The organism is Flavobacterium chungangensis (genome assembly GCF_042654045.1).
GTDB lineage: Bacteria > Bacteroidota > Bacteroidia > Flavobacteriales > Flavobacteriaceae > Flavobacterium > Flavobacterium chungangensis.
Genome location: NZ_JBHSFY010000004.1, coordinates 400,388 through 415,533, shown reverse-complemented (window position 1 = coordinate 415,533; position 15,146 = coordinate 400,388). Strand labels below are relative to the sequence as shown.

At 33.8% G+C, this 15,146-nt stretch carries 12 protein-coding genes and 2 rRNA genes; 8 read left to right on the top strand and 6 right to left on the bottom strand.

Annotated elements, in window-relative coordinates; translation table 11 throughout:
* The 3 genes from ACFO3N_RS09215 to pafA form a co-directional block, all read left to right on the top strand.
* Positions 1-85: ribosomal RNA gene (locus tag ACFO3N_RS09215) — 23S ribosomal RNA — on the top strand; the annotation flags it as partial.
* A 146-nt stretch (positions 86-231) separates the two neighbouring features.
* Positions 232-341: ribosomal RNA gene (gene rrf / locus ACFO3N_RS09210) — 5S ribosomal RNA — on the top strand.
* 414 nt (positions 342-755) lie between these two features.
* Entirely contained in the window at positions 756-2,375 is a 1,620-nt protein-coding gene (gene pafA / locus ACFO3N_RS09205; RefSeq protein WP_379797086.1) for an alkaline phosphatase PafA, read from the top strand.
* A gap of 126 nt (positions 2,376-2,501) precedes the next feature.
* On the opposite strand, the gene ald is transcribed toward pafA, so the two are convergent.
* Positions 2,502-3,620, bottom strand: coding sequence for an alanine dehydrogenase (gene ald, locus ACFO3N_RS09200; RefSeq protein WP_379797084.1), 1,119 nt, complete (start codon positions 3,618-3,620; stop codon positions 2,502-2,504).
* Positions 3,621-3,821: 201 nt separating this feature from the next.
* On the opposite strand from ald, the gene ACFO3N_RS09195 reads away from it, so the two are divergent.
* The gene (locus ACFO3N_RS09195) at positions 3,822-4,280 is read left to right on the top strand and encodes an Lrp/AsnC family transcriptional regulator (RefSeq protein WP_073416996.1); all 459 of its coding nucleotides are present in this window, start codon (positions 3,822-3,824) and stop codon (positions 4,278-4,280) included.
* A 64-nt stretch (positions 4,281-4,344) separates the two neighbouring features.
* Here the strand turns inward: ACFO3N_RS09195 and ACFO3N_RS09190 are convergent, their stop codons facing one another.
* Both ACFO3N_RS09190 and ACFO3N_RS09185 read right to left on the bottom strand, forming a co-directional pair.
* Complete coding sequence (locus tag ACFO3N_RS09190) at positions 4,345-5,793, bottom strand: glyceraldehyde-3-phosphate dehydrogenase (protein ID WP_379797081.1); 1,449 nt, start codon at positions 5,791-5,793, stop codon at positions 4,345-4,347.
* A 200-nt stretch (positions 5,794-5,993) separates the two neighbouring features.
* Positions 5,994-7,394 (bottom strand): trypsin-like peptidase domain-containing protein, encoded by a 1,401-nt coding sequence (locus ACFO3N_RS09185; protein WP_379797079.1) that lies wholly within the window; start codon positions 7,392-7,394, stop codon positions 5,994-5,996.
* A 161-nt stretch (positions 7,395-7,555) separates the two neighbouring features.
* Between ACFO3N_RS09185 and dapF the strand changes: the two genes are divergently transcribed.
* The 4 genes from dapF to ACFO3N_RS09165 all read left to right on the top strand — a co-directional run bounded on the left by dapF (position 7,556) and on the right by ACFO3N_RS09165 (position 11,109).
* The gene (gene dapF / locus ACFO3N_RS09180; RefSeq protein WP_379797077.1) at positions 7,556-8,338 is read left to right on the top strand and encodes a diaminopimelate epimerase; all 783 of its coding nucleotides are present in this window, start codon (positions 7,556-7,558) and stop codon (positions 8,336-8,338) included.
* Between the two features lie 64 nt (positions 8,339-8,402).
* The gene (locus ACFO3N_RS09175; RefSeq protein ID WP_379797074.1) at positions 8,403-8,936 is read left to right on the top strand and encodes a GNAT family N-acetyltransferase; all 534 of its coding nucleotides are present in this window, start codon (positions 8,403-8,405) and stop codon (positions 8,934-8,936) included.
* A 10-nt stretch (positions 8,937-8,946) separates the two neighbouring features.
* Positions 8,947-9,987: an endolytic transglycosylase MltG gene (gene mltG, locus ACFO3N_RS09170; protein WP_379797072.1), complete on the top strand. Its 1,041-nt coding sequence runs from the start codon at positions 8,947-8,949 to the stop codon at positions 9,985-9,987.
* A 483-nt stretch (positions 9,988-10,470) separates the two neighbouring features.
* Positions 10,471-11,109 (top strand): peptidoglycan-binding protein LysM, encoded by a 639-nt coding sequence (locus ACFO3N_RS09165; protein ID WP_095931871.1) that lies wholly within the window; start codon positions 10,471-10,473, stop codon positions 11,107-11,109.
* 134 nt (positions 11,110-11,243) lie between these two features.
* Here ACFO3N_RS09165 and scpA read toward each other — a convergent pair whose 3' ends face one another.
* From scpA to ACFO3N_RS09150, 3 genes are read right to left on the bottom strand one after another with little or no spacing between them, the layout of a single operon-like run.
* On the bottom strand, positions 11,244-13,370 hold the full coding sequence (gene scpA, locus ACFO3N_RS09160) for a methylmalonyl-CoA mutase (protein WP_379797069.1): 2,127 nt from the start codon (positions 13,368-13,370) through the stop codon (positions 11,244-11,246).
* A 46-nt stretch (positions 13,371-13,416) separates the two neighbouring features.
* Positions 13,417-14,781, bottom strand: coding sequence for a methylmalonyl-CoA mutase subunit beta (locus ACFO3N_RS09155; protein ID WP_379797067.1), 1,365 nt, complete (start codon positions 14,779-14,781; stop codon positions 13,417-13,419).
* A 14-nt stretch (positions 14,782-14,795) separates the two neighbouring features.
* Complete coding sequence (locus ACFO3N_RS09150) at positions 14,796-15,128, bottom strand: FtsB family cell division protein (RefSeq protein ID WP_095931869.1); 333 nt, start codon at positions 15,126-15,128, stop codon at positions 14,796-14,798.
* Between the last annotated feature and the right edge of the window lie 18 nt (positions 15,129-15,146).

Below are 15,146 nucleotides of genomic sequence, written 5' to 3'. Positions count from 1 at the left end.
GGAAGATGACCACGTTGATAGGCTACAGATGTAAAGGCAGTAATGTCATAGTCGAGTAGTACTAATAATCCGTAAGCTTATGCACAAACTTTTCCCCGCCTCGGCGGGGAGAGAACTTTCTAAAAAATCATATTTGTTTCTTTATCTCAGTATGTTAAGATATTGTTTAATCGATAATGGCCAATTTATAATGGCAATTAATGATTAAAAGCTGCTTGCAGCGAATAGCCTTAAGGTGGTTATTGCGGCGGGGCTCACCTCTTCCCATCCCGAACAGAGAAGTTAAGCCCGCCTGCGCAGATGGTACTGCAGTTATGTGGGAGAGTATGTCGTCGCCTTTCTTTTGAAAACCCTATCCAAATCGGATGGGGTTTTCTGTTTTTTAAATGTTTTGGTAAGGCTGCGAAAGGAGTCTCGCCTTAAGAATCCCTGCCGATCTATCGGGAGGGATTTTTTGCTTTTTGGAAGTTTTGATCTGACCGAACATGATGGAATAATGGCTTCAGATTAATCAGGTGCCGCGTTAGTGATGGGAGCGGCATCCTTTTGCGGGGCGCGGAGGGCTTCTTTTTCCCCTAAACATCCATCCGCAAAAGATACAGCGGACAGCACGGCCCGCAGGGAAACGCCATTGTCATTAGAAAGCTTGAGCTTATAAGTGTTAAATTATAGACAATTGTTGGCTGTTAAATATTGATACTTTAGACTTTTTGGATTTGAATGAGTATTTTTGCTGTTTAAATTACTTTTTAAACATGAAGAAAAATATTTTATTGTTAGCGCTTCTTGCTGTAACAGGCTTAAGTGCACAACAACGTCCAAAGTTAGTCGTCGGTATAGTTGTCGATCAAATGAAAATGGAATATTTATATCGTTTTTCAGATGATTTTTCTCCAAATGGCTTTAAAAGACTAATGAATGATGGATTTACTTTCCAGAATATGCATTACAATTATATGCCAACTTATACTGCTCCCGGACACGCTTCAATCTACACAGGTACAACTCCAGCAACTCACGGAATTGTAGGTAACGAATGGTTTAGCAGAACTCTTGGTAAAGAAACGTACTGTACTGATGATGCTGGTGTTAAAACGGTAGGTGATGGTACGGCAGAGGAAGGTGCTATGTCTCCAAAAAACCTTCAAAGTACTACAATTACTGACGAAGTTAGAATGGCTACCAATTTTACTGGAAAAGTTATCGGAATGAGTTTAAAGGATCGTGGAGCTATATTACCAGCAGGTCATTTTGCAAACTGGGCATTTTGGTACAGTAAGACTGGTTCTTTTATTTCTAGTACTTTTTATGGGGAGCAATTACCTAACTGGGTTAATGAATTCAATAATGAAAAAAACTACTTAAAATATATTAATAAAGGTTGGGATTTATATAAACCAGCCTCTGTTTATAATGAAAGTCTTCCAGATAATAATCCGTATGAAGGGAAATTATATGGAAGTGCTGCACCAGTTTTTCCATACGATTTAAAATCAATGTATGAGAAAAATGACGCTGGTGTTATTAGAGCTACGCCTTTCGGAAATGATTTATTAGCTGAATTTGCAAAAAGAGCTATTGAGAAAGAAGAATTGGGGAAAGACAATGTTACAGACTTTTTAACTGTAAGTTTTTCTTCTACAGACTATGTTGGGCACTTGTTAGGGCCAAGATCTATGGAACTTCAGGATACTTATTTGAGATTGGATCAAACAATTGCTGATTTTTTAGCTTATCTTGATAAAACGGTTGGTAAAGGGAATTATTTGCTTTTTCTAACAGCTGACCACGCTGGTGCAGAAAATGTAATCTATCTTAAAGATCGTAAGTATAATGTAGATAATTATCCATCGAAAGAGGTTAGAAAAAGTCTGCAAGATTTTTCAGTTAAGACTTTTGGAGTAGATTTAGTTCAAAATTATTCAAACTTTAATGTGTTCTTCAATAAGCAAATCATTAAGGACAAAAAATTAGAGCTTGATAAAGTAAAAGATGCTTTTAAAAAGTTTTTAATTACTCAGCCTCAAGTTAAAAAGGTTTATACGGAAGAGGAAATTTTAGCTAATGCTGGAAATGATTATGCTCTTAATTTTGTAGCAAAAGGGTATGATGTAACACAAAATGGTGATTTGGTTATTGTAGATAAACCTGGAATGATTGAATACACTCCAACAGGGACATCGCATGGGACAATTTATAGCTATGATACACATGTACCTGCTATTTTCTACGGTTGGCATATTAAAAAAGGAGAATCTTATGATAAGAAAGCTATTACAGAGATTGCTCCAACAATAGCGCAGAAAATTAAAGTTACGTTTCCAAATGGAACAGAAGCGAAAGTTATGACTGAAGTTCTGGATAGTAAAAAATAAAGAAAAGTATAATACTTTGAAAACCTGTCTTGATGACAGGTTTTTTTATGGCATAAAAAAAAGGCTTTTCAATTAAGAAAAGCCTTTTGTAATAGTGACTTAGTAAGCACTTGTTTAAGTATTAGCCTATGCGTTTGCTAATACTATTTCTTCGTTAAAAGGTAAATTCCAAGCTTCTGCAACTCCTTTGTAAAGGATTTTTCCATTTGCTACGTTTAATCCTTTATTTAATTCTTCATTTTCAGCACAAGCTTTTTCCCATCCTTTGTTTGCTAATTGTACAGCATATGGTAAAGTTGCATTTGTTAAAGCTAAAGTAGAAGTGTAAGGTACGGCTCCTGGCATATTAGCTACACAATAGTGAACGATATCGTCGATAATGAAAGTTGGGTTTTCGTGAGTTGTTGGAGTACAAGTTTCAATACATCCTCCTTGGTCTACCGCTACGTCAACAACAACAGTTCCTGGACGCATTAATTTAAGCATATCACGAGTAATTAAGTGAGGTGCTTTTGCTCCTGGAATTAAAACTGCTCCCACAATTAAGTCAGCATCTTTAATTGCTCTTGTGATATTGTAGTGATTAGACATTTCTGTGTTTACGTTTGCTGGCATGATGTCATCTAATTGACGTAAACGTGGTAAGCTTAAGTCCATAATAGTAACTTGAGCACCTAATCCGGCAGCCATTTTAGCAGCTTGAGTTCCTACGATTCCTCCACCTAAAACTAATACTTTTGCTGGCGGAACACCTGGAACACCTCCTAAAAGAATTCCTCTTCCTTTTAATGGTTTTTCAAGGTATTTTGCTCCTTGTTGGATTGCCATACGACCAGCAACTTCAGACATTGGAACTAATAATGGTAAGCTTCTGTCTGTTTTTTCTACAGTTTCATAAGCTAAACATACAGCTCCTTTTTCTAACATTGCATGCGTCAATTCTTCAGAAGAAGCAAAGTGGAAGTAAGTAAATAATAATTGATCTTTTTTGATCAATGGATATTCAGAAGCAATTGGCTCTTTTACTTTGATGATCATTTCAGCGATAGCGTAAACTTCTTCAATAGTTGGTAAAACAATTGCACCAGCTTCAGCATATTCTGCATCAGCGAAACCGCTTCCTAATCCAGCAGTAGATTGAACATAAACTGTATGTCCGTGTTTTTTCATTTCAGAAACACCTGCAGGAGTTAAGGCAACTCTGTTTTCATTATTTTTTATTTCTTTAGGAACACCTATTATCATTTTGTTATATTTTTTTGTTTTTATTGAAATTGTTTTACAAATCTACAGATAGAGAATAAATTATGGTTTAATGCATAATAAATAAGAAAATATTATTTTATTTTTTACTTTTACAGAAAAATATTCTGTTCAGGGGGAGATTTTATTCTTTAAAAAGAAAAAAAGACTAAATCGGACTAATTTTAATAAAACGTTTTCGTTATGGCTTTAGATGAAATTGACAAAAAAATCCTACGTCTGTTACAAGAAGATGCGCACTACACTTTAAAAGATATCGCAAACAAAATAAATTTGTCTTTAACGCCTGTTCATGATCGGGTGAAACGTCTTGAAAAAGATGGAATTATAGAAAAATATGTAACCCTTTTAGATAAGAAAAAACTAGGAAATAATTTAACGGTTTACTGTCAAGTTACACTGACAAAACAGACTTATGATACTTCGGAAGGATTTAATCAATCGATTTTGAACCTGCCTGAAGTTGTCGAATGCAATTACGTTTCAGGAAACTTTGATTATATGTTAAAAATCATAATTCCAGACATGGAAAGTTACCATCATTTTCACCAGAAAAAATTATCAATACTGCCTGAGGTTTCACTAATAAATACCGTTTTTGTAATTTCAGAAGTAAAGAGTACTACTGTTCTTCCTATTTAAACTAAAACAAAAAACCATCAAGAAAATCCTGATGGTTTTAAGAAAAAAAGTTAGTTTGGTTGAATTAATAATAAGTATAACGTCTTACTTTGGCAATATATTTTGCTAAACGAATTACTTGATGACTGTAACCATATTCGTTATCATACCAAATATACAGTACAATGTTTTTTCCATCTTTTGAAACAATTGTTGCATTACTGTCATAAATAGATGGGGCAGAAGTTCCTACTATGTCAGACGAAACCAATTCGTTATTTAGAGAATATTTAATTTGCTCTACCAATTCTCCTTCGAGAGCATATTTTTTCATTATTTTATTGATTGCCGTAATAGAGGTAGGTTTCTTAACTTCTAAATTTAAAACAACAAGCGATCCATTAGGAACAGGAACACGAATCGCATTTGAAGTTAATTTGCCTTCCAAAGACGGTAAAGCTTTTGCCACAGCGCTTCCTGCACCAGTTTCGGTAATTACCATGTTTAAAGCTGCAGCTCTTCCGCGACGGTATTTTCTATGCATATTATCAACCAGATTCTGGTCGTTGGTGTAGGCATGAATGGTTTCTAAATGTCCTTTTACAACTCCAAGAGTTTCTTCAACTACTTTTAAAATTGGAGTTATGGCATTTGTTGTGCAAGAAGCGGCAGAGAAAATATTTACTTCATCAGGATTAAAATCGTTATGATTCACACCATGTACAATATTAGGAACACCTTTTCCTGGAGCAGTTAACAAAACTTTATTTGCTCCGTTTGAGGTTAAATGTCTTTTTAATGCTTCTTCTGTTGTAAATGCACCAGTATTATCAATAACTAAAGCGTCATTAATTCCGTATGTAGTATAATCAATTTCTTCAGGTGAGTTGGCAGTAATGATATGAACGGTTGTTCCGTTTATAATTAAGGCATTATTTTTAGTGTCGGCTATTACTGATCCTTGAAAATCGCCGTGAATTGAGTCGTATCGTAATAGAGAAGCTCGTTTCTCTAAACTTGATGCGTCATTTTTATCACGGGTAACAATTGCTCTTAATCGCAACTGATTTCCTTTTCCTGTTTTCGACATTAGCTCTCTTGCCAATAAACGTCCAATTCTTCCAAAACCGTATAAAACAACATCTTTTGGTTTGATTTCTTTTGAAGATTTTGCTTTTTTCAGCTTATCAATAACAAAATATCTTGCATCGGGATATTTTTCATCTTCTAAACGATACTCGTAAGTTAGTTTTCCGAGATCTATTTTTGCTGGCGGAAGATCTAATGATAAAACCACTTTTGCGATCTCGACAGAATCGAATATTGTAATTGGTTTGCCTACAAATTCTCCAGCATATTGGTGAAGATTGATAATATCGCTAACGTTTTTATCCAATAATTGATTTTTGAATAAAACCATCTCGATTGATTTGTCATACCATAAATCGCTTATGACTTTAATTAATTCGACACCTGCTTTTCTTCGGTCGACTTGTAAGGATACCTCTTTTTGGTACAATGATTTGTTACTCATAATTGAAAAAATAAAATGCTCACTATTTTAAAATTTGGCGCAAAAATATCCATTTCAATCGATTTCGTAAACTATTTTAGCATTTATTTTTGAAAATAAAAAAGCCACCTTAATTTTCTTAAGATGGCTTTTTGAAGTTTTCAGTCGCAGTCACAGTTTGCAGTTTTTAGTAGCCGAAAACTGTGACCGAAAACAGAGACTTAAATTATAATTCTGAAAATCTCTCCGTTTCTGTTGATCATTTCAATTCGTACGCTTTGTCCTTCGTCTTTTTTACTTAAAAGTTTTGAAACAGTTTCAACATTGGTTGCTTTTACATTATCAATACTTAGAATAATATTTCCTAGTAGTTCGTTTTGATATTGCATTAGATTCTCGTTGCTGATGTTTTTAATTTTAACACCATAATCAATTCTGAATTTTTTCTTATCAGCAGCATCAATGTTTTCTAATTCAATTCCTTTGAATTCAGCACTGTAAAACTCATTTTTGCTTAAAGTTACAGGAACAGTTTTGGTTTTTCCTTCTTTAATATAAGTTACTTTTACAACATCGTTTGGACGTTTTGTATTGATATAGCCAGATAAATCTGCATAAGTTGCAATATTTTGATCATCCAGCTTTACAATGATATCGCCTTTGGTTAAACCAGCTTTTTCTGCACCAGAGTTTTTAGAAACTCTATTAATATAGAATCCTTGCGTTTCTGTTACACCCAATTCTTTAGAAGCCGTTGCATTTAATTCACCTCCTTCAACTCCAAGAATACCTCTTTGAACATTTCCATATTCCATGATGTCCTCAATAATTTTGCGAGCAATATTAGAAGGAACAGCAAAAGAATATCCAACATAAGAACCTGTCATAGAAGAAATCATAGTATTAATTCCGATTAATTCTCCTCTCGCATTTACTAACGCTCCACCACTATTACCTGGGTTTACAGCAGCGTCAGTTTGTATGAAAGATTGAATGCCGCTTTGGTCTAAATTTCTGGCTTTCGCCGAAACAATTCCAGCAGTTACTGTTGAAGTTAAATTATACGGGTTTCCAACTGCCAATACCCATTCTCCAACTTTCACATTATCAGAATTGGCAAAAGCAGTGTATGGAAGTTTCACATCGGCATTGATTTTTAAAAGAGCAATATCCATTTTAGAATCAGTACCAATTAACTTCGCTTTGTATGATTTTTTATTGTTTAAAGTAATTTCAATTTCTGTAGCGTCTTTAATTACGTGATTATTAGTCACAATGTACCCGTCTTCAGAAATAATTACACCAGAACCAGTTCCTACTTGTTCTTGTTGTTGCTGTCCGCCGTATCCGTAGAAAAACTCAAGCATCGGATTGCTTACGGTTCTTCTCGAAACATTTTTTACGTGAACAACAGTGTGGACAGTTTTGTCTGCGGCTTCGGTAAAATCTAGTATTTCAGCACCTAAACCGACATTTTTTCCATAAGAGTTAGGGGCAAGAGTTACAACAGAATTTCCTTTTCCAAAAAAAGAATTGTTGCTTTCAAATAATAACTTGTAAGCACCAAGAGTAATAGCACCACTTAATAATGATACTAAAAATAAGGCTGAAAATCTTTTCATATTAGAATTTGTAATTAAGTTATTAGAATTTAAGTTTCATGTTTTATTTAACGTAAAATTACTTCAAAAAATTATTTGGAAAAACGGTTTAACGCTCTTTAACAATGATTAACATTTCATTAATTAATAGTTCGTACTTTTGTATTTCTAACAACTAAAAAATGCAAGTAGAATTTTATAAATATCAAGGCACAGGAAATGATTTTGTAATGATTGATAACCGTTCTAATTTCTTTCCAAAAGATGATGTTAAACTTATTGAGCGTCTGTGTGACAGACGTTTCGGAATTGGAGCTGATGGATTAATTCTTTTAGAAAATGATACCGAAACCGATTTTAGAATGGTCTATTACAACTCGGATGGAAACCAAAGTTCGATGTGCGGAAATGGAGGTCGTTGTCTTGTTGCTTTCGCTAATCAATTGGGAGTAATTGATGATAAAACGACTTTTATCGCGACAGATGGTTTGCATCATGCTTCAGTAAATAATGATTCGATTGTTTCCTTACAAATGATCGATGTTAATGAAATCCAGAAAAAAGATTCTTATACGTTCCTAAATACAGGTTCTCCTCATCATGTTCAAATTGTAGATGATTTGGAACATTATAATGTAAAGGGGAACGGAGCCGCGATTCGTTATGGTGAATTGTACGGAGAAAAAGGCAGTAATGTCAATTTTGTAAAAAAGGTAGATAACGATACTTTTTCTTTAAGAACATACGAAAGAGGCGTTGAAGACGAAACTCTTGCTTGCGGAACTGGCGCTACAGCCGTTGCAATTGCTATGAATGCAATTGGCGAAACAGATAAAACTTCAATAAACTTAAATGTTGAAGGCGGAAAACTTGTCGTTTCTTTTGATAAAGATAATGATGGTTATACAAATGTTTTCTTAACAGGACCTGCAAAATTTGTATTCAAAGGCACAATTGAGATTTAATTTATAAATACCAACTTTATAAATACCAAAATCCAATTGAGATTTTAAAATCTAAAATATCGAAATGATAACATTAAAAGGCGATTCCATTTATCTACGTGCTCTTGAACCTCAAGATCTCGAGTTTATTTACTCTATAGAAAATGATGAGAATATCTGGGAAGTTAGCAATACGCAAAGTCCTTACAGCCGTTTTTTGATTAAACAATATTTAGAAAATGCCCATCAAGATATTTATGAGGCAAAACAGCTTCGTTTGGCAATCTGTCAAGACGAAGATTTTCCTGCTATCGGATTGATTGATTTGTTCGATTTTGATCCTAGAAATAATAGGGCAGGTATAGGTATTGTGATTCAGAAAGAAGAAAATCAAGGAAAAAACATTGGTTCTGAGGCTTTAGAGCTTTTAATTAAGTATTCTTTTTACAATTTAAATCTCCATCAATTGTATGCAAATATTGGCGTGCAAAATGTAGCCAGTCTTGCACTTTTTACTAAATTTGGTTTTAAGAAAATAGGAATTAAAAAAGACTGGATTTTGTATCATAATCACTATCATGATGAAGCAATTTATCAGTTAATTAATAAACAAATTTAAATTTTAAGCTTTGAGTCTAAAGAAAATAATCACAATAAGTGCCGTAGCCATTATTTCAGTTCTATTGATATATGGTTTTATTTTAGTAAATAAAATTTTTAGTTCTAATACTAAATTTGAAGAGAAAGAAGTATATGTTTATGTGCCTACAGACGCTAGTTATGCGGATGTAAAGAAAATTTTGGCACCTTATGTAAAGAATTTTGACAACTTTGAAATGGTTGCTGAAAAAAGAGATTATCCGCAAAATGTAAAATCGGGTCGTTTTCTTTTAAAGAAAGATATGAACAACATCGATCTAGTTCGTGCAATGCGTTCTAATATTCCGGTTAAGTTAGTTTTTAATAACCAAGAGCGTTTAGAAAATTTTGCTGGAAGAATCGGAAAAGAAATCGAAGCAGACAGTTTATCCTTAATGAAAGCTATAAAAGATTCTACATTTTTAGCCGCAAACGGATTTAATGAAGAAAACGTCTTTGCAATGTTTATTCCAAATACGTATGAAATTTATTGGAATACATCGGCAGAGAAGTTCCGTGATAAGATGATTAAAGAATATAATAATTTCTGGACAGCTGATAGAATCGCTAAAGCAAAAGCGCAAGGATTAACTCCGGTTCAAGCCACAATTTTAGCATCAATTGTACATAAAGAGTCCGTTAAAAAAGACGAAAGACCTCGTATTGCTGGTGTTTATTTAAACCGTTTGCGTTTAGAAATGCCATTACAAGCGGATCCAACAGTTATTTATGCTTTAAAATTGAGAGACAACGATTTTGATCAAGTTATAAAAAGAGTTTTTTATAATGATTTAGTTATGAGATCTCCATATAATACTTACGTAAACAAAGGACTTCCTCCAGGACCGATCGCAATGCCAGATATTACAGCTTTAGAAGCAGTTTTAAACCCAGAAAAGAACGATTATATTTATTTCTGTGCAAGTGTTGACCGTTTCGGATATCACGAATTTGCGGCGACATTGGCAGAACATAATGTGAACGCAAAAAAATATTCAGACTGGATCGCTAGTCAGGGCGTAACAAGATAATTTTGTTTGTCTAAATAATATTAAAAAACCGAAGTCAATTTTGCTTCGGTTTTTTTGTTTCTTTTTGAGGCGAAAATGTCCTTTAGAACTAAAATTTATCAAATTGCTATTTTGACGATTTTATAGCTTATCATAATAAAAAAATAAACATTTATTAATGATAATTTTTATAAAATTCGAAAATTGCTTTTCAAGATTTGCATAAAAAAGCATATTTAAGCGTAGGATAATTCTTTCTTTTTGATGAAAAAAGCTTAAAATTTATATAAAATGCGATTTTTTTTGATCTTATTTTTCAGTTTTTAAGGCAAAAAAAATAAGCTTCAAATCTTTCGGAAACCATTATCATAACTGGGATGATCGCGATTTACGTTTTTACGTAAAAAACGCTAAAGCATTGGTTTTTAGTATATTTTTGAAATAACTTATCTTTGCACCGTAGAAATTTCAAGAGGGTGACAGCGTCTTGAAGAAAAACAATTTATGATAAAGAAATGGTATTTTTATGCGAGTTTAGTCGTTATTATTACATTTTTAAGTTTGGGATTTATTCCCTCAGAAAAAGAAACCAAACCTTGGTTTTTAATTGAAAAAACAGATGGATCAGAATATATTTTTCCATCAAAAGAAAAGGATGATTATCCGAACACCAACGTCCCATACACAGGAAATCATCTAATAGGATTTAAAGAGGCAGTAGCTTTTAAAGAATCACAAGGGCAATACAGACTAGTAAATTCTCTTGGGTATATGGGTAAATATCAATTTGGTTCTAAAGCTTTAAGAGCAATCGGAATTAATGATAATAAAGCCTTTTTAAAAGATCCTGCTCTACAAGAAAAAGCTTTTATAGCTTTGTTAGCCAAAAACAAATGGATTTTACGTTACGAAATCGAAAAGTATCAAGGTAAAATCATCAGTGGTATTGAAATTACCGAATCTGGAATTTTAGCTGCAGCGCATTTAGGTGGTGCAGGTTCTGTAAAGAATTTTTTCAAGAACAAAGGAAGCAGACATTTTAGAGATGCTTTCGGGACTTCTTTGAAAAGCTACATGAGAGATTTTGCAGGTTACGATCTTTCTTTTATAGAGGCAGATAGTAACGCAACAGTAAACGACTAAATTAAAAGAGGTTGTTTCACAAATGTGAAACAACCTCTTTTTCTATTTTTTATGTTCTTTCATGAGCTAAAACGCTATCTCAAGAACTTTATTTATTTCCGTATCGCTAATAACTGAAAACTGCGACTGTAAACTTAATCTATTAGAGCTTCTAAGATTTTTATAGCTGCTTCGCTTATTTTAGTTCCAGGCCCAAAAACGGCCGATGCCCCAGCATCGAACAAGAATTGATAGTCCTGAGACGGAATTACACCGCCTACAATTACCATTATATCTTCGCGTCCATGTTTTTTTAGTTCTTCTATTACTTGTGGAACCAAAGTTTTGTGTCCAGCAGCAAGTGATGAAACGCCTAAGATGTGAACATCATTTTCCACAGCTTGTTTTGCGGCTTCTGCAGGAGTTTGAAATAATGGGCCAATATCTACATCAAAACCTACATCGGCATAACCTGTTGCAACTACTTTTGCACCTCGGTCGTGACCGTCTTGTCCCATTTTGGCAATCATAATTCTAGGACGTCTACCTTCTTGTTTAGCAAAAAGATCCGCTAGTTGTTTTGCTCGCTCAAAATTTTCGTCATTTTTTATTGCTGCACTATACACTCCGCTAAAAGATTTGATTTGTGCTTTAAAACGGCCAAAAATAGTTTCCAATGCATTACTAATTTCGCCTAATGTTGCTCTGTTTCTCGCAGCTTCAACGGCAATTTCCAGTAAGTTGCCTTGTCCATTTTGTGCACAAAGGATTAATTTTTCTAGTGATTGATTTACTTTTTCAGAATCTCTGGTTCTTTTTATTTCTTCCAGACGTTCAATTTGCTGTTTACGAACCAATTGATTGTCTACATCTAGGATATCTAATGGATCTTCTTTTTCTAAACGATATTTATTTACGCCGACAATAATATCTTGTCCGCTGTCAATTCTTGCTTGTTTTCTCGCTGCGGCTTCTTCAATTCGAAGTTTCGGAATTCCAGCTTCAATTGCTTTGGTCATTCCACCAAGTTCTTCAACTTCTTCAATTAACTTCCACGTTTTTTCAACAATATCGTTTGTCAGACTTTCAACATAATAACTTCCAGCCCAAGGATCTACTGTTTTGGTAATTTTGGTTTCTTCTTGAAGAAATATTTGAGTATTTCTAGCAATTCTCGCAGAAAAATCTGTTGGAAGCGCGATAGCTTCATCTAAAGCATTGGTATGCAAAGATTGTGTTCCTCCAAAAACGGCTGCAGAAGCTTCTATACAAGTTCTCGCCACATTATTAAACGGATCTTGTTCTGTTAAGCTCCATCCGCTAGTTTGGCAGTGTGTTCTTAAGGCTAAAGATTTATCGCTTTTAGGATTGAACTGTTTTAATAATTTAGCCCAGATCATGCGGCCGGCTCTCATTTTGGCAATTTCCATAAAATGATTCATCCCGATTGCCCAGAAGAAAGATAATCTTGGTGCAAAATCGTCAATGGTCATTCCTGTAGATAATCCGGTTCTGATATATTCTAAACCATCGGCCAAAGTATAAGCCAATTCAATATCTGCCGTTGCACCAGCTTCTTGCATGTGGTAGCCAGAAATAGAAATAGAATTGAATTTTGGCATTTTCTTGCTCGTAAATTCAAAAATATCTGCGATTATTTTCATTGAAGGAGTTGGAGGATAGATATAGGTATTTCGTACCATAAACTCTTTCAAAATATCATTTTGGATCGTTCCTGCTAATTTTTCTGGACTAACGCCTTGTTCTTCGGCAGCAACGATATAAAAAGCCATAATAGGTAAAACAGCCCCGTTCATGGTCATAGAAACCGACATTTCGTCTAACGGAATCTGATCGAAAAGCACTTTCATGTCTTCAACAGAATCAATTGCAACACCTGCTTTTCCAACATCACCAACCACTCTTTCGTGATCAGAATCGTAACCGCGATGCGTTGGCAAGTCAAAAGCGATTGAAAGTCCTTTCTGGCCCGCAGCTAAATTTTTTCTATAAAAAGCATTGCTTTCTTCTGCTGTAGAAAATCCGGCATATTGTCGAATGGTCCACGGACGTCTCACATACATGGTAGCGTATGGTCCGCGTAAATTGGGTGCAAAACCAGCTCCGAAATCAAGAAATTCTAAATCTTCGATATCTTTCTCCGAATAGTTTTTTTTGATTTCGATTCCTTCGGCAGTCGTAAAGTTGTCAGAACTAGAATTAACTTCTGGTTCCTGACTTTTAACTTCTAGCTTTATATTTTTAAGGTCTTTTCTAATCATTGAGACACTTGTTTTTTGAATTTGTAATTAATTACGGTTGAGATTATTATTCAAGCTCCAATCTTTCTTGCTCCATTTTCTCAGCCAATCTTTTTTCAATAATTGGCGTAATTAATGTTTTTCTTGGTTTGATTTTTACAAAAGGAAACAATTCTAAATCATGTTTCATTCTGTCTTCTTTGTTTGGATATTTATTCGTTCCTAAAAGAATTTCTTTTTTAGAATCGAATAATTCCTGCTCTTTATTGGCACTTTCTTGAATCTTCTTTTTGATGGTTCCATCATTTAAAAGTTTTAAGAAACCGCCATTGGCTTCAATCTCTTTAAATAACGCCAAACTTTTTTCTGCCAACTGCATGGTTAAACTTTCGATATAATAACTTCCATCGGCTGGATTGTCTACTTTGTCAAAATAACTTTCATGTTTTAAAATCAAAAGCTGATTTCTGGAAATTCGGTCTCCAAATTCATTGTCTTTATGGTACAATGCATCATAAGGTAAATTGGCAATTGCATCTGCACCGCCCAAAATTGCAGACATGCATTCGGTTGTGGTGCGCAACATATTCACATTATAATCGTAAATTGTTTTATTACGTTTTGTTGGTGTTACCAATAAATGACATTGGATTTTTGAATTGTATTCTTTAGCAATTAAATCGAAAAGCAGTCGAAGCGCACGAAGTTTGGCAATTTCAAAGAAATAATTTGTTCCAACAGAAACCTGAAAAACAATAGATTTTGCAGTATCAGAGAAACGATTTAAATATTCGTTTGCATGCGTTAAACTATATGCAATTTGCTGCGTAATATTAGCTCCAGAATTTTGATACAATCCTAAATCTACACTTAGCAGATTTAAATGGGTTGTGTTTTTAAAGAGTAGATCTACAGTATCGAAATTATTTTTCTCAGAAGTTGTAAACCAATTTCCTTCTCTTGCTAATTGTCCGATTGGGTCAAAATTGCAATAGAAATTGGCTTTTTTCTGGATCGAAATAGTATCTAATTTTTTAACGAAATCGATTGAGATAAAATTGAAATTAAAGTAAACGGTTTTGTTTTCTAAAGGAAGATTTTCCAATAGTTTTTGAACGTCAATTTTATCGTTTTCAATTGTAAAACGAAGACTTTCTGCACCTCTTTCTAAAGTGTTTAAAGCACGTTCGATAGATTTTTCTACGTCGAAAACAAAGATATTTTGGCAGATTTTAAAATCTGAGGCTTGCGTATTTACATTTGCTGCTTTTGTAAATTCGTCGCTGTGATAAAAAGGCTTTACCTGAATATCTTCTGGAGAATTCCAAATAACAGTCTGATTGTAATCGGCTCCATCTAATTCAAACTGAATTTTTTGTTTCCATTGTTTGGATGAAATCGGATTAAAATCGTCGAATAGGTTAATGGCCATTGTATTTTGTTTGATTATTCTTTTTCTTGAATCGTGTCTCCTTCAAATTGAATGATATAAATATCCTCGCTGTCTTTTTTCATGAAATACTTTTCGCGAGCGTATTTCTCAATTTGTTCAGGATTTTTGAGCTGTTTGATCTGCTCTTGATCTTTTTTGATCTCGTCCTGATAATATTTTTTATTATCCTCAAGTTCATGAATTTGCTCATCTAAAAAGCGATGATCAAAATAGGAGTAATTGTCTAGAAATAACATCCAAACAATAAAAAACAGCAAAACCCAAACGTATTTGTTTCCTAGGTATTTGAACCATTTTCTGTCTTTGTATGGAATTTTAAATTTCATTTTTAAACGAATATTTCT

What these genes read in the sequence shown, in the direction of transcription:
- pafA (WP_379797086.1), top strand. Translation starts at nt 756, where the DNA reads ATGAAGAAAAATATTTTATTGTTAGCGCTTCTTGCTGTAACAGGCTTA.
- ald (WP_379797084.1), bottom strand. Translation starts at nt 3,620, where the DNA reads ATGATAATAGGTGTTCCTAAAGAAATAAAAAATAATGAAAACAGAGTT.
- ACFO3N_RS09195 (WP_073416996.1), top strand. Translation starts at nt 3,822, where the DNA reads ATGGCTTTAGATGAAATTGACAAAAAAATCCTACGTCTGTTACAAGAA.
- ACFO3N_RS09190 (WP_379797081.1), bottom strand. Translation starts at nt 5,793, where the DNA reads ATGAGTAACAAATCATTGTACCAAAAAGAGGTATCCTTACAAGTCGAC.
- ACFO3N_RS09185 (WP_379797079.1), bottom strand. Translation starts at nt 7,394, where the DNA reads ATGAAAAGATTTTCAGCCTTATTTTTAGTATCATTATTAAGTGGTGCT.
- dapF (WP_379797077.1), top strand. Translation starts at nt 7,556, where the DNA reads ATGCAAGTAGAATTTTATAAATATCAAGGCACAGGAAATGATTTTGTA.
- ACFO3N_RS09175 (WP_379797074.1), top strand. Translation starts at nt 8,403, where the DNA reads ATGATAACATTAAAAGGCGATTCCATTTATCTACGTGCTCTTGAACCT.
- ACFO3N_RS09165 (WP_095931871.1), top strand. Translation starts at nt 10,471, where the DNA reads ATGATAAAGAAATGGTATTTTTATGCGAGTTTAGTCGTTATTATTACA.
- scpA (WP_379797069.1), bottom strand. Translation starts at nt 13,370, where the DNA reads ATGATTAGAAAAGACCTTAAAAATATAAAGCTAGAAGTTAAAAGTCAG.
- ACFO3N_RS09155 (WP_379797067.1), bottom strand. Translation starts at nt 14,781, where the DNA reads ATGGCCATTAACCTATTCGACGATTTTAATCCGATTTCATCCAAACAA.
- ACFO3N_RS09150 (WP_095931869.1), bottom strand. Translation starts at nt 15,128, where the DNA reads ATGAAATTTAAAATTCCATACAAAGACAGAAAATGGTTCAAATACCTA.